The organism is Pseudomonas sp. GM18 (assembly GCF_000282195.1).
Taxonomy (GTDB): Bacteria; Pseudomonadota; Gammaproteobacteria; order Pseudomonadales; family Pseudomonadaceae; genus Aquipseudomonas.
Genome location: NZ_AKJT01000049.1, coordinates 24,624 through 43,536 on the forward strand (window position 1 = coordinate 24,624; position 18,913 = coordinate 43,536).

11 protein-coding genes are annotated in these 18,913 nt (G+C 60.2%); 6 read left to right on the forward strand and 5 right to left on the reverse strand.

The window, feature by feature from the left end:
- The first annotated feature begins 384 nt into the window (after positions 1-384).
- Complete coding sequence (locus PMI21_RS13170) at positions 385-756, forward strand: DUF6124 family protein (protein WP_007938805.1); 372 nt, start codon at positions 385-387, stop codon at positions 754-756.
- Between the two features lie 179 nt (positions 757-935).
- On the opposite strand, the gene PMI21_RS13165 is transcribed toward PMI21_RS13170, so the two are convergent.
- Positions 936-1,295 (reverse strand): PilZ domain-containing protein, encoded by a 360-nt coding sequence (locus tag PMI21_RS13165; protein WP_007938807.1) that lies wholly within the window; start codon positions 1,293-1,295, stop codon positions 936-938.
- A 240-nt stretch (positions 1,296-1,535) separates the two neighbouring features.
- A complete protein-coding gene (locus PMI21_RS13160; protein WP_007938809.1) occupies positions 1,536-1,910 on the reverse strand; it encodes a tetratricopeptide repeat protein in 375 nt (124 codons plus the stop codon).
- A gap of 207 nt (positions 1,911-2,117) precedes the next feature.
- On the opposite strand from PMI21_RS13160, the gene pyk reads away from it, so the two are divergent.
- Positions 2,118-3,569: a pyruvate kinase gene (gene pyk / locus PMI21_RS13155; protein ID WP_007938818.1), complete on the forward strand. Its 1,452-nt coding sequence runs from the start codon at positions 2,118-2,120 to the stop codon at positions 3,567-3,569.
- 180 nt (positions 3,570-3,749) lie between these two features.
- On the opposite strand, the gene PMI21_RS13150 is transcribed toward pyk, so the two are convergent.
- The 3 genes from PMI21_RS13150 to PMI21_RS13140 are packed head-to-tail and all read right to left on the reverse strand — an operon-like array spanning position 3,750 to position 6,565.
- A complete protein-coding gene (locus PMI21_RS13150) occupies positions 3,750-4,499 on the reverse strand; it encodes an enoyl-CoA hydratase-related protein (RefSeq protein ID WP_007938820.1) in 750 nt (249 codons plus the stop codon).
- A 31-nt stretch (positions 4,500-4,530) separates the two neighbouring features.
- Positions 4,531-5,466 carry an iron-sulfur-binding ferredoxin reductase gene (locus PMI21_RS13145; protein WP_007938822.1) on the reverse strand — a complete coding sequence of 312 codons (936 nt, stop codon included), beginning with the start codon at positions 5,464-5,466 and terminating at the stop codon, positions 4,531-4,533.
- A complete protein-coding gene (locus PMI21_RS13140) occupies positions 5,459-6,565 on the reverse strand; it encodes a GGDEF domain-containing protein (RefSeq protein ID WP_033064023.1) in 1,107 nt (368 codons plus the stop codon). The genes PMI21_RS13145 and PMI21_RS13140 overlap by 8 nt, the downstream gene beginning before the upstream one ends.
- Before the next feature lie 507 nt (positions 6,566-7,072).
- Here PMI21_RS13140 and PMI21_RS13135 point away from each other — a divergent pair.
- From PMI21_RS13135 to PMI21_RS13120, 4 genes are all read left to right on the forward strand, one after another.
- Entirely contained in the window at positions 7,073-8,596 is a 1,524-nt protein-coding gene (locus tag PMI21_RS13135) for a fumarate hydratase (protein ID WP_007938826.1), read from the forward strand.
- Between the two features lie 174 nt (positions 8,597-8,770).
- Positions 8,771-13,213 carry a SpvB/TcaC N-terminal domain-containing protein gene (locus tag PMI21_RS13130; protein WP_007938828.1) on the forward strand — a complete coding sequence of 1,481 codons (4,443 nt, stop codon included), beginning with the start codon at positions 8,771-8,773 and terminating at the stop codon, positions 13,211-13,213.
- Positions 13,210-15,972, forward strand: a complete 2,763-nt coding sequence (locus PMI21_RS13125) for an RHS repeat domain-containing protein (RefSeq protein ID WP_007938831.1) — start codon at positions 13,210-13,212, stop codon at positions 15,970-15,972. Before PMI21_RS13130 ends, PMI21_RS13125 begins: the two co-directional genes overlap by 4 nt.
- Positions 15,973-16,011: 39 nt before the next feature.
- Positions 16,012-18,840 (forward strand): RHS repeat-associated core domain-containing protein, encoded by a 2,829-nt coding sequence (locus tag PMI21_RS13120; RefSeq protein WP_007938833.1) that lies wholly within the window; start codon positions 16,012-16,014, stop codon positions 18,838-18,840.
- Positions 18,841-18,913 lie beyond the last annotated feature (73 nt).

The window sequence follows — 18,913 nt, forward strand, 5'->3', positions numbered from 1 at the left end:
GTAAAATCTGACAGTCCCGACGAACGGCACGGCGGTCAATTAACACATTCCCGCCGATCCTTCAGGCCCTCACCAAGTGACTACAGTGCCTTGCGCAACGGACTACACATCCGCCAGAATCCGCCGGCTTGTGCGCCTTGGCCTTGCCCCGTAACTTGATCCGCGTCGCTGCCAATCAGCGATCGGGTTTAGTCGCCCGGTTTTGTACGATGTGTATAAGCGTCATCCAGTCGGGTAATCCCTATCCCCGCACTCGATGGTGGCTGTTCGCAGGGCGCTCTCGGGCGCGCCGGTTCTCGTACTCACCGGTCGACTAACCTGCTTACAGCCGCCACCCCTTCGTTTAGTCGCGAGGTCGTGGCAGCCCCAATCGAGTACGAAAATATGTTCAAAGCAACTCCAAATCCCCCCGAAACCGACCCGGTTTCCCCCTACGCCACCCTCGATTCAAGAAAGCTCCACGCCGCCGCCGACAAGGCGCTGGACCATTACCTCAAACCCGACGTCGAATGCCGTCGGTCATCCCGGGACCGTGCCATGAAAATGTTCACCGTTGTCCCCGATGCCAACCCCGAAGCCCTGACCATCGAAACCTACGAAACCTTTTCGACGGTCAGCACGTTGCTGCTCGACCTGGCCGACAGCCTGGACGACAAGCCCCGGCATCTGGCGATGGCGATTTACCGGATGAGTGAGTTGGGGTTGATGCTGGTGGAGCGGTCGCTGGATAACGAGAAGGCGATCAAGACGACGTAGCGGCAAATCCCTGTAGCAGCTGTCGAGCCCCAGCGAGGCTGCGTTCGGCTGCGTAGCAGTCGTAAAATCAGAGCTCGCGCAGAATCAGATTCACCTTGCGCCCCGGGTTTACGACTGCTACGCAGCCGAACGCAGCCTCGCTGGGGCTCGACAGCTGCTACATCTAGGTTGCGGAATTGTCAGGCAGAGGCTGGCAACGGCTGAAAACTGAAGTACTGCGTCAACGCCTCCATCAGTTGCCCATACTCCGGCGGTGCCCGTTGCAGGCTGAACCCGGCGTCGTAATGGTGCGGCGTGGCGTCTTCGTGGCACCACAGGCAACAGGCGTTGAGGTCGATCACCTGCTGACAATTGCCGTCCATGGGAATTTTCAGGCGCAGGGCAAAATCGGCGCCCACCATCATCGGCCACTGGCTGATCAGCATCAGCCCGTCGGCGGATACGTTGCCCAGAAAGCCGATGGGTTTGTCGGTGACGCTGTTGAATACTCTCAGAAAATACGGCAGTTGATGCCGCTCGATCCGGCGGTCAGTGAACATGCGTTATTCGCCATGCAAGGCCCTTAAGCAGGGCCGCACTAATGCTTCGGAACGGGCCTGCTTCTATTGATAGAGGCTTGGGCACGCTCTCCCCGATCACGGTGCAACAGTCCTTCCATCCGCTGTCGCTTACTGCTGCCGATCTCAGGTGTTACGTCGATGAGAGGCAAGGCTCTAAACCGATCTATTCGACTATAGCTCACCGCCGCCGGTCAGCCAGCCTTTGTAGGACAACCTCAATCAGAACCGGGTCGGGCGTACCACCGTCGCGCTGCGGGTCGGGTAATGCCCCAGGCTCTCCAGAGTTTCCAGCCGGGCACGGGCGCGGTAGGCATATTCGCTTTGCGGGTAGGCCGCGATGATGAACTGGTAAGTCTGGGCCGCATCGATAAACAGCTTCTGCCGCTCCAGGCACTGGCCGCGCATCATCGTCACTTCCGGCTGCACGTAACGACGGGAACGGCTTTCGCGATCAACCTTGGACAGTTCGAGCATCACCTGCTCGCAGTTACCGCGCTCGTAGGCGCTATAGGCATTATTAAGATGATGGTCCATCGACCAACGGGTGCAGCCCGCAGCACTGAGGGCAAGGACGGCAATGAGCACGAATCGCATAGGGGGATCTCCTGTCTTGCGCTCTGTATCGACCCGTTGTCGGAAATCTTCAGAACCGTTTGCGCCGATTGTCGCGTTCAATAAAAAAAGCAAAAACCAAGTTCTTCACAAAAACCAAGTTCTTCAAAAAAAGTAGTGCAAACGAACAATGACTACACCCAAAGACCATAGTAGCCTCTGCTAGCGCTTGAACTCAGGAGTCTTTGCATGTCCGTCCGTCGTACCAAAATCGTCGCTACCCTTGGCCCGGCCAGTAACTCGCCGGAAGTTCTTGAACAGTTGATTCTGGCTGGCCTGGACGTCGCCCGTCTGAACTTCTCCCACGGCACCCCCGACGAGCACAAGGCTCGCGCGAAGCTGGTGCGTGACCTCGCTGCCAAGCACGGCCGCTTCGTCGCCCTGCTGGGTGACCTGCAAGGCCCGAAAATTCGTATCGCCAAATTCGCCAACAAGAAGATCGAGCTGAAAATCGGTGATCAATTCACCTTCTCCACCAGCCATCCTCTGACCGAAGGCAACCAGCAAGTGGTCGGCATCGACTACCCGGACCTGGTCAAGGACTGCGGTGTGGGCGACGAGCTGCTGCTCGACGACGGCCGCGTGGTAATGCGCGTCGATACCGCCACCGCCACCGAACTGAACTGCACCGTGACCATCGGCGGCCCGCTGTCGGACCATAAAGGCATCAACCGTCGCGGTGGTGGCCTGACGGCGCCGGCCCTGACCGAGAAAGACAAGGCCGACATCAAGCTCGCTGCCGAAATGGAAGTCGACTACCTCGCCGTGTCCTTCCCGCGTGACGCCGCCGACATGCAATACGCCCGTCAACTGCGCGACGAAGCCGGCGGCACTGCCTGGCTGGTGGCGAAGATCGAACGCGCCGAAGCCGTGGCCGACGACGAAACTCTCGACGGCCTGATCAACGCCTCCGACGCGGTGATGGTGGCCCGTGGTGACCTGGGTGTGGAAATCGGCGACGCTGAGCTTGTGGGCATTCAGAAGAAAATCATTCTGCACGCACGCCGCCACAACAAGGCCGTGATCGTCGCGACCCAGATGATGGAGTCGATGATCCAGAACCCGATGCCGACCCGCGCTGAAGTGTCCGACGTAGCCAACGCCGTGCTCGACTACACCGATGCCGTGATGCTCTCGGCCGAAAGTGCTGCCGGCCTGTACCCGCTGGAAGCGGTGCAAGCGATGGCGCGCATCTGCGTCGGTGCTGAAAAGCACCCGACCAGCAAGACCTCCAGCCACCGCATCGGCAAGACGTTCGAACGTTGCGACGAGAGCATCGCCCTGGCCACGATGTACACCGCCAACCACTTCCCGGGCGTGAAGGCGATCATCGCCCTGACCGAAAGTGGCTACACGCCGTTGATCATGTCGCGCATCCGTTCCTCGGTGCCGATCTACGCGTTCACGCCGCACCGCGAAGCCCAGGCCCGCGCGGCGATGTTCCGTGGCGTCTATACCGTACCGTTCGACCCGGCGTCCTTGCCGGCCGAGCAAGTCAGCCAGGCTGCGATCGATGAACTGCTCAAGCGCGGCGTCGTGCAGAAAGGCGACTGGGTCATCCTGACCAAGGGCGACAGCTACCACACCACCGGTGGCACCAACGGGATGAAAATCCTGCACGTTGGCGATCCGATGGTCTGAGTGACCGGTTGCTGAAAAACAAAAGCCCCGCCATGTGAATGGCGGGGCTTTTTTCGTCTGTGGTGATCGTTCCCACGCTCTGCGTGGGAATGCAGCCCGGGACGCTCTGCGTCCCAAAAGCCGAACGCGGAGCGTCCGTTGAGGCATTCCCACGCGGAGCGTGGGAACGATCGGCTCGACTTAATGCCGGTTGATAAACCCCGACAACGCCGCCAACGCCTCCGGCGAACGCAGCCGCTGGGTGAACAACGCGCCCTCCTCTTCTATGGCCTGACGCAACTGTTCCCGGCCCGGCGCTTTCATCAATTGCTTGCTGATGCGCACCGCTTCCGGCGGCAGCTCGTCAAAACGCAACGCCATCTCTCGTGCCTTGGCCAACGCTGCTTCGCCACTGCCCAAGGCCTCAGTCGCTATCCCCCACGTGGCAGCCTGTTCACCGCTGAAACCCTCACCGAGCAACAGCAACTCCGCCGCTTTGGCCTGCCCGAGCAAGCGCGGCAGGATCAGGCTGGAACCGAACTCCGGGCATAACCCTAGATTGACGAACGGCATGCGCAACCGCGCGTCTGTGCTGACGTAAACCAGATCGCAATGCAGCAGCATGGTCGTGCCAATCCCCACCGCCGCACCCGCCACGGCGGCGATCACCGGTTTGCGGCACTCCAGCAACTGGAGCATGAAGTGGAACACCGGGCTGTCGAGGTTGCTGGGGGGTTGCTGGAGAAAATCACCAATGTCGTTGCCAGCCGTGAAGCACTCGGCGCTGCCGGCAATCAGCACAGCGTTGATTTCGGGATCGCTGTCGGCAAGCCGCAACCCCTCCGCCAGTTGGCTATACATGGCGCGGGTCAGGGCGTTTTTCTTCTCGGGGCGGTTGAGGCGCAGGGTCAGCAAACCGCGCTCGCGTTCAAACTGGATGGCATCGGGCATGGCGAGTCTCGCGTCGTTAAACGATCAGCGCTCAACCATGGGGTACAAAGACATCCGCCAGCAGTTGATTGCGCGGCAAACCGGCCAGGTACAGGCGCCGGGCAAAGGCGTCGACGCTGTCGGGTGCTCCGCAGACTAAGGCCAGGGTTTGCCGGGAAACAAGGCGCAGTTGCGCCAAAGCCGCGGGCAACTCGGCCGCCGTCCACAACTCGACGTTAAGGTTTTCACGGCCCTCGGCCATGGCTTGCAGGGGTTTGGCCAGATAATGCTCACTGGCATCATGGGCCAGGTGAATAACGCGGATGGCGCCCTGATGATGCTGCCGCAACGCTTCGCGCAAGATGCCGAACAACGGCCCCAGACCGGTGCCGGCCGCCAGCAACCACAGCGGTCGGGTGTGCCAGTCCGGATCGTAATGCAGCGCCCCGCCACGCAATTCGCCGAGGCGGATCGGATCGCCGATTTTCAGCCGCCGCGCCGCATCGCTGAACGCCCCCGGTTGGCGGCAATCGAGGTGAAATTCCAGAAAGCGGTCTTCTTCCGGCAAGCTGGCCAGGGAGTAGGGCCGCGCCACCTGCCCCGCCCACAACACCAGATGCTGCCCCGCCTGATAGCGTAACGGTCGCTCGGGCGTCAGGCGCAAACGCAAGACGCTGGAACTCAGCCAATCGCTGGCAACCACCTGCGCGGCAAGGCCATCGCGCAGCGGGTCAAAGGTTTCGACTTGCAGATCGTCGACCACCTGGCACTGACAGGCCAACCGCCAACCCTGCTGGCGCTGCTCATGGCTCAAGGCATCGGGACGGCTGTCGCTGGGCAAACCCTCGACACATTTGACCAGGCACGCATGGCAACTGCCGGCCCGGCAGCTATAGGGCACCGGCACGCCGTTTTCATTCAAGGCATCGAGCAGGTTGCTGCCCGCCGCCACCGCCCATTGGCGTTCGCCGACCCGTAACTCAGGCATCGACATTCTCCCAGGCCGCCGCGCAACGGTTGCGGCCATCACGCTTGGCGCGGTACAGCGCCTGATCGGCGCTGTGCAAGGCGTGATCCAGATCGTCGCCCAGTTCCAGCAAGGTCATGCCCGCCGACAGACTGAGGTGGCACACATCCAGGCCAACCAATTCGACATCCATGAAGGCAATGCGCAAGCGCTCGCAGCAAGCCGTCAGGCGCTCGGCGTCGCAATCGGGCAACAGCACCACGAACTCTTCGCCGCCATAACGGGCCAGAATATCGCCATCGCGCAGGCACGCAGTAGCCACCCCGGCGAACGCTTGCAGCACCTGATCGCCAGCGGCATGGCCGTGAACATCGTTGATGCGTTTGAAGTGGTCGAGGTCGATCAGCGCCAACCCATGCACCACACCGATTTCCATGGCGCTCAACTCGCGGGAGGCCAGGCGCAGGAAATGCCGGCGGTTGAACAGCCCGGTGAGCTCGTCGGTCGCCACCAGGCCTTCGAGCTGACGCATCATCCCGCGCAGGGTGTCCTGATGCGCCTGCAAGGCGAACCGCCGCTGACGCATACGCTGGCGCGACAGTTGGACGTAACGAGCGTAAATCACCAGCCAGCCGAGTACCACCAACAGCACGCACACCTGCAACAGCGCCAGCGTCGGGTTGGGCTGTTGAAAGTGGTAGCCCTCCCACAACGTGATGGCGCTGAAACTGAAAAACACAAACAGCGCACACCGCAGGAAAGCCGTGCGCGACAGATGAAACAGCCCGAACAACAGGATCAGCAGGTAAAAAACCAGAAACGCGCCGCGCGCCTCATCCAGATGGGCGATCAGCCAGGTCTGCCAACCCAGCCCCAGCATTATTTGCACTTCGGTCAGGCTGGGATCGGAGCAGCGCAGATTGGTGCCGCTGTAAAACACCGCCAATAGCACCCCTTGGCTGAACACCAACAACCCGCTGCCGACCACCATGCCGACGAGGGAGTCATCGTAATGGCCGGTGAAAAACGCCAGCCACACCAGCAGCAAGGCCAGGGCATAGGTGCCGGCCGCGAGGGCAAAGCGTTTGAGCAAAAGCCGCTGGATGGCGTTATGGGTCAATCGTTGATTCACCGTGCGAAAGGAGGCTGTCGGAGTGTCCTACTCTACAGGCCGGATGCCACTTTAGTGGCGAGTCTGATAAATGACCATTCAATTTTTGGGGCGAAATTCTGGCGTCAAACCCATGACTTGGGCTCGGGATAACCTGTGGCGAGGGGGCTTGTCGGAACGCCGCACCGCCCCGTTCGGCTGCGAAGCAGTCGCAAAATCTGCCAATGCGGTGTTTGAGGGGAAGCAGGGGGAACGCTTCGCGCTCCAACGGGGGCAAGCCCCCTCGCCACAGCAAGCCCCCTCGCCACAAAGCCCTTCTATCCATGTGTGGGCGGTATGCGACCAACGTTTGACTGTCAACGGATGTACCCGCCTTTGATGCGCGGTATACTGCCGCGCCTTTTTAGCGTCGCGCCAGCATGCCCGGCGTGCCTTGAAAGGTGTCTGCGACCGACCGATGCACCCAAGCCGCAGGCACCTTATTGAATGTTCCCGTCTTTTAGAGGAGCGCGACTCATGACCGTGATCAAGCAAGACGACCTGATTCAGAGCGTTGCCGACGCCCTGCAATTCATTTCTTACTACCACCCCGTGGATTTCATCCAGGCGATGCACGAGGCCTACCTGCGTGAAGAATCGCCGGCAGCCCGCGATTCCATCGCGCAAATCCTGATCAACTCGCGCATGTGCGCCACCGGCCACCGCCCGATCTGCCAGGACACCGGCATCGTCACCGTGTTCGTGCGCGTAGGCATGGACGTACGTTGGGATGGCGCCACCATGGGCCTGGACGACATGATCAACGAAGGCGTGCGCCGGGCTTACAACCTGCCGGAAAACGTCCTGCGTGCCTCGATCCTCGCCGACCCGGCGGGTGCTCGTAAAAACACCAAGGACAACACCCCGGCCGTTATTCACTACTCCATCGTTCCGGGTAACACCGTGGAAGTGGACGTGGCGGCCAAGGGCGGCGGTTCCGAGAATAAATCGAAAATGGCCATGCTCAACCCGTCCGACTCGATCGTCGACTGGGTTTTGAAAACCGTTCCGACCATGGGCGCCGGCTGGTGCCCACCGGGCATGCTCGGCATTGGCATCGGCGGCACCGCCGAGAAAGCCGCTGTGATGGCCAAGGAAGTGTTGATGGAGTCCATCGACATTCACGAGCTCAAGGCACGCGGCCCGCAGAACCGCATCGAAGAGATGCGCCTGGAGCTGTTCGAGAAGGTCAACCAACTGGGCATCGGCGCCCAGGGCCTGGGTGGCCTGACCACCGTGCTCGACGTGAAGATCATGGATTACCCGACCCACGCCGCTTCGTTGCCGGTGTGCATGATCCCGAACTGCGCCGCCACCCGTCACGCGCATTTCGTGCTCGACGGTTCCGGCCCGGCCTCGCTGGAAGCGCCACCGTTGGACGCCTACCCGGAAATCGTCTGGGAAGCCGGCCCGTCGGCTCGTCGCGTCAACCTCGACACCCTGACGCCTGAAGAAGTGCAAAGCTGGAAGCCGGGCGAAACCGTCCTGCTCAACGGCAAGATGCTCACCGGCCGCGACGCCGCGCACAAGCGCATGGTCGAGATGCTGAACAAGGGTGAAACCCTGCCGGTGGACCTCAAGGGTCGCTTCATCTACTACGTCGGCCCGGTCGATCCGGTGCGCGAAGAAGTGGTTGGTCCTGCCGGCCCGACTACCGCCACGCGGATGGACAAGTTCACCCGTCAGATCCTCGAGCAAACCGGCCTGTTGGGCATGATCGGCAAATCCGAGCGCGGCCCTACCGCGATCGAAGCGATCAAGGACCACAAGGCTGTTTACCTGATGGCAGTCGGCGGCGCGGCTTACCTGGTGGCGCAAGCGATCAAGAAATCCCGCGTGGTGGCGTTCGCCGAACTGGGCATGGAAGCGATCTACGAGTTCGACGTCAAAGACATGCCGGTCACCGTTGCAGTCGACAGCAAAGGTGAGTCGGTACACATCACCGGGCCTGCGATCTGGCAGCAGAAGATCAGTGAAAGCCTGGCGGTAGAAGTGCAGTAAGCGCTCCACCTTTCAAGTGACGGCCGACCGGTTGCAAAAACCGCTCGGCCGTTTTTTTATCCCGGATTTTGTCTTGCCCCCCTATCAGATTTGACAGGTTACGCCTGGCAGGCGCTCTGCTAACTTGGGTTCCCACTGGGCATCTCACTTGCCCTCTGTTCTCAGGTCTTTGCCATGGCCAATGATGCAGATGCGCTCATTACCCCGCCCTCCATCGCCAAAACAGCGTCCATTGCCACCAATGGCCGCAGTTGGGGGGAAATCGGCGCCACCGGGCAAAAATCCTACACACTGCCGCTGCCTTTTCAGGCCGGGCGAACGCTCAATCCTGACTTGGCCCTTCAGTACGACGGCAACGCGGGCAACGGACCGATTGGCCTCAGCTGGACTCTGAATCACCGCGCCATCAGCCGCCGGACCAGTAAAGGCGTGCCCAAATACGATACCGATGACGTGATGCTGGCCGACGGCACCGAGCTACGGCCGGAACTGACCCCTGAGGGCAAGATCAAGGCCAGCCAGCGCCCCCATCGCCACGGCTCGAGTACCGAAGAATACTCGGTGGTGCGTTACATCCCTCGCCTGGAAGGGACGTTCAGCCGTTATGAGCTTTGGTCACCGGCCGACGGCAAACCTGGATTCTGGATGGTCTATGGCGCTGACGGCTCGTGCTCCTGCTACGGGAACAGGGAGACCTCACGGATATTCGACCCTGAAAACGAACACCGCGTCGCCATGTGGCTGTTGGTGGAAATTATGAACGCCGTGGGCGAGCACATCGTCTTTGAATACAAGCCCGATGACAAAGTCCCCGATGAGCGCCATGACTATCGGGCTCAGCGCTATCTGCGACAGATCTGTTACGGCAACGAAACCGCCAGTGCCGAGCTGTTTTGCCTTGCGCATGAGGCACCGCAGGACCTGCGCTGGTACTTCCGGATGGTGGTCGATTACGGCGAGCGCAGCACCGACCCGGCCGTGGCGCCGCCGTTTGAGGCGCCAGACGAAAACGCCTGGCCGCTACGCAGCGATCCCTTGCACATGCATCGCTACGGCTTCGAAGTAGGCACTCGGCGTTTGTGCCGGCAATTTCTGATGTACAACAACATTGGCGCCGAGAAAGTCCTGGTCAATCGCTTGTTGCTGGAACACGGCGCCACACCGCTGCGCTACAACCAGCTGCAAGCCGCCCACTACATGAGCTACGACGCCAAGGGACGGGTCAAACAGTTCCCGCCTCTGGAGTACTTTTACTCAGCCTTCGAACTCAATACCCGGCCCGAGCCCTTTTTGCGTCTCGATCATATGCCCGGGCTCAACGACGGTCAGCCCTATCACTGCGTCGACCTTTACGGTGAAGGCGTGCCTGGTTTTCTCTGCCAGTACGACAACGCCTGGTATTACCGGGAGCCTTTGCGCGGCGAGCCGGGTACAAACGAAATCGTTTATGGCCCATGGACCCTGCTGCCGCTGATTCCCACCGCCGACGGCAGCAAACCGGCGGTGCAGATTCTCACCGACCTCACCGGCGACGGGCGTCTGGACTGGATCGTCGCGCAGCCGGGCGGCAGCGGTTACTACACCCTAAATCCGGATCACACCTGGTCACTGTTCAAGCCGTTCAGCCAGTTTCCCGTGGAATACTTCCAGCAACTGGCCCAATTGGGCGACTTGAGCGGCGACGGCCTGGACTCCATGGCCCTGATCGGCCCGAAAAGCGTGCGGGTTTACGCCAACCTGCGGGAAAAAGGCTTCGCGCCGGCGAAAGATGTGCCCCATGAACCGCTCAGGCCGCTGCCGCTGTTCAGCAATGCCCGCTCCGAACTGGTGTTTTTCGGCAACATGCACGCCAGCGACCTCTCCGGGCTGTGCCGAATCCACCACGACAAAATCGAATGCTGGCCCAATCTGGGCCATGGCACATTCAGTCAGGGCATCGAGTTCAGCGCCCTGCCCTTCGAGTATGCGAACTTCAACGCCGAACAGGTGCGTATTGCCGATCTGGACGGCTCCGGCGCACCTGCTTTGATTTATCTGTATTCGGATTACTTCGAGATCTACTACAACTACGGCGGCAACGGCCTGGCGCCAGATCCGGTGAGGGTTCCATGGCCCGAGGGCGTGCGCTACGACAACCTTTGCCAGGTGACCTTCGCCGACCTGCAAGGCCTTGGCTGCGCCAGCCTGCTGTTGACGGTGCCGCACATGGCGCCACAGCACTGGGTGTATCACTTCGTCAGCGAGCGGCCGTACCTGCTCAATGGCTGCAACAACAACATGGGTTACAGCGCCACCTTGGGTCATGTCAGCAGCGCGCAATGCTGGCTGGATGAAAAACGCCGGGCGTTGATGGCGCGGGAGCGCCCGGTCTGCTACCTGCCTTTCCCTCAACAGTTACTGAGCTGGTTGCGTCAGGACGATGAAATCACCGGCAACTACCTGCAGCAATTCTTTGAGTATTTCGAAGGCTACTACGACGGCATGGAACGGGAGTTCCGCGGCTTCGGGCGGGTTTATCAAACTGACAGCGAGTTGACGGCGGCGAACACCGACGGCGGCCACACCGCACCGATGCGGGTGAAAAACTGGTTCCACACCGGTCGAGGCATCGATGTTGCACTCAAAGACATCTGCCAGCTCGACGACGAAGCCACGCCGTTGGGCCAGACCTTGATCTCGCAGTTCGACGCGACCCGAGGCACCGAGCACATCAGCCAGCATCGCGCCGCTGAGGAGCAAGAAATCGCCTACGCCCTCAGCGGTCGATTGTTGCGCAGTGAAGTGTCCCAGGCCGACGATCCCGCACCGGCACGGCTGTTTTCCCAAAGCGATCATCGCTACCGGGTTCGACAAATCAACAGCGAGCCGACCAGACTGATGGTGTTGGAGCAGGAGACCCGCAGCTATCAATACGAACGCTTCATGGAAGACCCGCGCTGCCAGCATGTGGTCAATCTGGAATGGGATGAGTACGGCCGGCTCGTCCACAGTTTCACCGTTGACTGCGCACGGCGCCGCACTGAAACCGACGAACCGCCATTCGATGAGATAGATCAACGGCGCGCGTGGATCGATAGCCATGATGATCAGCAACAAGTGTTTTACCTGACAGAGACCCGCGCCGACTTCATTGACCTGACCGATGCGCATTATTGGCTGCTGGGATTGCCGTCACGCCAGCGCAGCAATGCGTTGATTTTGCCCAAGGGTACGTTGCCGCAGGGACTGAGCCCCGATCAGATTAGCTACGAGACTTTCGATCGGCATCAGGCGAGCGCCGAGTGGACGGCACTCCGTGAACTGACATCGCTCTCGCAGCAACACTATCTGGAGGACAGCGATGGCAAGATCCTGTATCCGCCGCTGGCCGGGCCACTGGAACAGGCCCAATTCGACAAAAAGGCCCTCGCGGCCTACGACGGACTCCCGGCGCCCTTCAATATTCGTGATGAGCTGAAAACAATCGGCTACCAGCCCATGAGCCTGTTTTTTCCGCAAGACCCGGATGAGGACGCGCGGGAGAACCTGTGGTCGGCGTTGAGCGGCTTTTACACCTACGCCGCTGCGAGCGACTTTTACCAGGTCACCGCCGTGCAGCAGACCGCCAGCCATGGCGTGACCGAAATAACCCGGGACGACTATCACCTGCTGACCACCGCCATCACACTGCCGGATGGATGCAGGACAGAAGTGACTTACGACTACCATCACCTTTCGCCCACGAGCATCAAAGACCCCAACGAAAATATTCAGGAAGTGCTGTACGAGCCGGGTGGTCAACCCTTGGTGCACAGCTTTTTCGGTACTGAAGAGGGCGAACCGGTCGGGTTCAAGCCGCTTGCCGAATACCCTGAGCAGGACGATCTGAGCACCGAATACGCCGTCGAAAATTCGAAGGAGGTACTGGCGTTTGCCGCCAGTGCAGTGCGCACCGACCTGTTCAGCTGGATGCCGATACTTACGGCGTCCGAAGCGTTTGCGGTCGAAAGAAAGGAATGGATTGCCCGGGGGCTGATACTGCCCGACGGGCGTATCCGCGCCAGGGCCCTGCGCTTGCCGAGCCCGCTCGAAAAGCTCACCCAAAGCGAAAAGACCCTGCTCGAATACGCCCGGACCGCCCCCCGCAAACCGGTGCACAGCGTCGTGCTACAAGCTGACCGTTATCACGATGACCCGCTGCAATTGATCCAGCTATTAATCAGCTATATCGACGGCTTCGGGCGCGAGCTGCAAACCAAACAAAGGGGCGAACCGGGAGTGGCCTACGTGGCGACCTCGGAGGGCAACCTCGCCATTGAAAACGGCCAACTGCTCGAGGCGCTGGCGGATTGGCGCTGGCGAGTCAGCGCACGCGTCGAGTACAACCATAAAGGCGAGACCATTCGGGTCTACCGGCCCTACTTCATCAACGTCCCTTGGTACATCAACGACAGCTCGATGCGCGACCACGCGTTTCACGACAGGATGTTTTATGACGCCATCGGGCGGCTGGTCAAAACGATCAATGCCAAGGGCGATCTGGCATTCAGCATCCTGCACCCCTGGTTCACATGCAGTTATGACTACAACGACACCTATGAACCAGAGGCGCAGCCTGCCGGGAGGGTTGCGGGATGAACGGCAGCATCAGCTGGCGTACGCCCTCCCTGGCCGTTATTGGGCCCCGTGGCTTGCCCATCAGGCAGGTGGAATACCTGCGCAACGTTGCAAGCGGAGCGGTGCAATCCCTCATTACCCGCCAACAGTACGATGCGGTCGGTCACCTGGTGACGCAACGGGACGCGCGACTGGCTGATGCCCTCAGGCCCAACCTGAGCACGGTTTACGATCTTTCCGGGCAACCACTCAAGGTCGACAGTGTCGATGCCGGTGGGCGGATCAACCTCATGGGCGTGGCCGGTGAATCCCTCCAGCGCTGGGACGGACGGGGGAGCCAGTGGCGCACCACCTACGACAACCAGTTGCGCGTGCTCACCCTTGAAGAGAACGCTCAAGGCATCGTCGAAACCTCGACCTACGCCACCGACCAGGAGGACCCGAACCACAACCTGCGCGGCCAACTGATCAGGCAGGTCGATGCCTCTGGCGAATTTGAGATCAACAGTTTCAGCCTGCACGGCCAACCGTTGCACGACAGTCGAACGATCACCGAGACTGGCACCTTCCTCAGCGGCCGGACCTACAGCCCGCTCGGCGCGCTGCTGACCCAGACCGATGCCGGGGGTCATCAGCAACAGATGCAGTACGACCGCGCCGGGCAGTTGCAACGGGTTCAGCTACGGCTCGCTCCCACCGAGGTTTGGCAGCCCGCGCTTGAAGACGCCCAATACAACGCCGCCGGCCAGATCATCGAGCAACGCGCCGGCAACCAGGTGGTCAGCACCTGGACTTACGATGACGCCAATGGTCGTCTCACTGCGTTGACTGCCGGTGTACCCGGGCAGGACCTGCTCCAGCATTTCCAATACGCCTATGACCGGGTCGGTAACGTCGTGCGCATCGACGATCTCGCGTTCAAACCGCTGTACTTCAACAACCAGCGCATCGACGGCCACCGCGAATTCACCTACAACTCGCTGTACCAACTGATTCGCGCCACCGGCCATGACGCTGCCCCGAGCTCTGAGCTGCCCGGCCGCCCGTCGCCGAGTGATCCGAACAACCACCTCAACTACACACAGAGATACGAGTACGACACGGGCGGCAACCTGATCCAGTTGATCCATGAGCGTGCGGTGGGCGGCTACACCCACGAAAAGTTCATCGAACCGACCAGCAACCGCGGGGTGCGCTGGAAAGAAGGCGAGCCTTACCCTGATTTCCGCGCCTTGTTTGATCGCCATGGCAATCAGCAGACCTCGGCCCCGGGACGCCCTCTGCTCTGGAACAGCCGCGATCAACTGACCACCGCAACGCTGGTTGAGCGTGACACCGGCCCCAACGATGAAGAAGTCTTTCGCTACAGCCAGGGCGTGCGGGTCTTCAAACGCCATGAATGGCACGCCGCGACCCTCACGCATTTTCACCAAGTGATCTACTTGCCGGGGCTGGAAATCCGCACCCGCGACAACGGTGAAGAACTGCACGTCATCACCTTGCCGGGGGGCCATGGCAGTGTGCGCTGCCTGCACTGGGTCAGCAAAAAACCCGACGGTATCGACCAGGATCAACTGCGCTACAGCCTCGACGATCACCTGGGTTCCTGCCTCATGGAACTTGATCAACACGCCAGGCTGATCAGCCACGAAGGCTATTACCCGTACGGCGGCACCGCTTGGCTGATCGCCGTTTCCCTACGGGAAGTCGGCTACAAGACCGTCCGCTATTCGGGCAAGGAAATGGACGAATGCGGGCTTTATTACTACGGCGCCCGTTATTACGCGCCGTGGTTGCAGTGTTGGGTGAGCGCGGACCCGGCCGGGGCGGTGGACGGGCTGAATCTGTATGCGTTTGTGGGGAATAATCCACTGAATTACTTCGACGATATTGGCGAAAAGAAAACGCCCAGCCAGTTGAAGGGGGAAATAATCAGTGGTTTCAAATTCCTGTCTTCCGTCAACCGAGAAATGAACACACTGAATCAGCAGCTGGGCGACTTGTCTCGTCCTGCCGCCTTTCGTTTGAACATCCTGAAAAACGTTATCTATCAGGCAGGCAGTATTGCTGTTGGCTGGTATTCCTCATTCCATGCCGCAGGTGCTGCCGGTGGCGCCTTTCCCGACTTCAGCGATTCCTTCCCCCATCTGTCAGGCGGCTTGTCCGGCATGCTGTTAGGCAACAGAGTCGCCGATAAAAGCACCGGGATGTATGCACAACTGATGAGTCCATTGGAACTCAATACGCCTATTGTGCCGCACCCTTCCGCCTTCAGCGCCGACACGCTTAAAGAAAGAGCAGGACTCTCAACGTCTGAAAGTCCCGACGGGTTACGCGCCTACTCAGGTGATGAATTGATAGAAGGATCCATTGACCTTGTCTCCAAAACTGTCGGGGCTTACATCCCGGGGATCGGAGAGAGCTTTGCCCTGGCCAAAGTCGCTGAAGACGCAAACCGGGCAGAAGAAGGCTTGTTCAGTTCCGAATTGAACGAGATCGAGTCAACGCTTGAGCAACTGGGACAGGCAGTCAACGACGCCACAGCGTTGATCAATGCGAACTTTGCCGAACTGGGCATCAATGAGTTTTACGACGAAGGCCACCAGGGCAAGGATTATTTGGTTGACCTCTGGTTGGGACGAGTAGGCACCGACAAAGCGAGAACCGTTCATAAAAAAACGGCTCAACCTTTCAGAGAGCGAGCACTGAATAACATTGCCAATGCGACAGCAGGCCTGAATCGATACCGTAATCACACGACCCGGCACGCTTCCAAATGAGCTGGCGGGTGACGTTATGAATGCTACAGGGCCATCGCAATGACCGGATCCGTGTATTTACGCACCCCTGATGTCATCGCCAATGACAACAGAGGCCTGCCGATTCGACAGGTGGCCTACCTGCGCAGGGAAGCCGGTGATGCCGTGGAATCACTCATCTCCCGGCATGTCCATAACACCGCCGGTCAGCTCATCGAACAATGGGACCCGCGCTTATCCAGGCCTGCAATGAGCAACGTCCATCTCCTCTCTGGCGAGCCCATCAAGATCGTCAGCGTCGATGCCGGCTGCCACGTGACACTGCCGGGTCTTGCCGGCGAAGAGCGTCAACGCTGGGACCAGCGTGACAACCACTGGCGCACCACCTACGACAACCAGTTGCGCGTGGTGGCCGTCGAAGAAAACGCCACGCCGAACGTCGAGACCTTCCGCTACGCCGACGCCTCGGCCCCCGCCGGGCACAACCTGCGCGGGCAGATGATCGAGCTGAACGACCCATCGGGCAGGGTCGAGTTTCACAGCTTCGGTCTGACGGCCCAGACGCTGCGCGAAACCCGCACCTTTCACGATGCCAAGGCGTTCGTCAGCAGCCACACCTTCAGCCCCTTGGGCACGCTGCTGGAGCAAATCGACGCCGGCGGCCACAGGCAACAGTCGATTTACAACATTGCCGGACAACTTCAGCAAGTCAAGTTGCAGCTCAAGGATCAGTCCGGCTGGCAAACGGTCCTGCAGGATGCCCGGTACAACGCTGCCGGCCAGATCATCGAGCAAATGACCGGCAACGGGGTCTCTAGCCGCTGGCTCTACGACCCTGCCGACGGACGCCTGCACCGGCAAATCGCGCAAAAGGATCCGGCCTCGGTTCTTCAGGACTTCGAATACCGATACGACCGGATGGGCAACATCACCGCCATCCTCGACCACGCCTTCACACCGGTTTTTTTCGCCAACCAACAGGTCGACGGCAATCGCACATTTACCTACGACTCGCTGTACCGGCTACTCAGCGCAACCGGATATGCCGACACCCCGCCCTCGGGCAACCCGGGCTACCCGCAGCCAACCGACCCCAACGACCGGCGCAATTACACAGAAACCTACGAATACGACCGCGGCAACAATCTGGTCAAAACCATCCATGTACGGGAAGGCGCCAGCCATACCCACGAGATGTTCATCGACCCCGCCAGCAACCGTGGCGTGCGCTGGAAACCCGGTGATCCGCCGCCGGACTTCACCACGTGGTTCGACCCCGCCGGCAACCAGCTGTATCTACAACCCGGCCAGCGAATGCAGTGGAACAGCCTGGGCCAGCTGGAAAGAGTGACCCTCGTCGATCGCAATGGCAGCGGCTCAAATGATGAAGAGCATTACCGCTACAGCCAGGCCGAACGGGTCTACAAACGCCACGAAACCCACACGACAAAAGTCAGCCACTTTCACGACGTGCGCTACCTGCCGGGGCTGGAGATCCGCACCAAGGACAACGGCGAAGAACTGCATGTCATCACGCTCGACATCGGGCCGGGCAGCGCGCGTTGCCTGCACTGGGAACAGGATCCGGCGAACATCGGCGCAGACCAGTTGCGCTACACCCTGAGCGATCACTTAGGCTCGGCAGTCAAGGAGCTGGATGGACAGGCGCAGTTGATCAGCGATGAAGGCTACCTGCCGTTTGGCGCGACCGCCCACCTGACCACCCGTTCGGCGGTTGAGGTGAGTTACAGGACAGTGCGGTATTCGGGCAAGGAAATGGATGTCAGCGGCTTGTACTACTATGGCGCACGGTATTACGCTCCGTGGTTGGGTCGCTGGATCAGCGCCGATCCGGCGGGGGATGTGGACGGGCCGAATCTATATGCGTTTGTGAGCAACAATCCCGTGACCTTTGTCGACAACGGCGGGCTGGGGCTAGGCGACTTCATGGATCAGTTTGTTGAAACACCTCAACAACGGGATCAACGCAAAGCCCAAAGCGCCGCCGACCAGGCGAAGTCTGTCGTCAGAGGAAGTTTGTCCGACTCCATTGAACGCCATATCAAAATTCTCGGGATATCGAAGCGGCGGGCGCTGGATGCTCAACAACAGATCCTCAACCACCGTTCGGCCAGCGATCACGCGCTGTCTTCGGCCCGACGCACCGCCGTGCACTTGCTGGGACAGGGCATGAGTTACGGCGCCGGAATAGTGGTCGGCGTTGGAGCACAGGCGCTGGGTGCGGTAGCCCCAGGGGTGGGCAATGTGGCAGGCGCTGTACTGGGTTTCGCTGTCAAGAAAGCGGTAAGCCTGGCGGTGGATTATGTGGCCGAGCGCACGGGCGCAAGCGCCTCGGTCAAGTTGAAGTCAGGCAAGCTGTCCCCTGAAAAAATCATCACCAAAGCCGAGTATAAAACACTCAACTTCACGGACTACATTCAACAAAAATTCGCCCACATGAACTTTTCCTCACAGAAAAACATGCTCAAAGCCGCCAAGGAGGTAACCGGCACCGGAGCAGGGCTGGTACTCAAGGCTGTCGCGCCTGATGTGGCTGGCAGCGCCAGTGCTGGAGTCAGTGCGCTATTGGGCACCGTGGAAATCGTGCATGAGGTCGCGGGCGCCGGCACCGAGTTGTCAGCCAAGAAAATAGCCAAGGCCGACAGCCACCTATCGAACCTGATCGAGGCTCTGAACACGAACATGGACAATCTTGAGAGGGATTTTGCCGCGGCAGGCGTTGACGCCATGCATACTTTCAGCTTCCTTGGCGCCAGCGCCGGCGATACCGTCGAAAGCCTGCGAAGCGTAACAAACAAGGTGGTCAACGAATTGAATTACACGCGAACCATGCTGCACTCGGGATCGAGGAAGTTCAGCGCAGTCTGAGCGGGCGATAGGTGAAGTGAGAGCGGCAGGCGCCCCCATGGTATGGTGCCTGCCCACCCCTATTCCGTTCGTC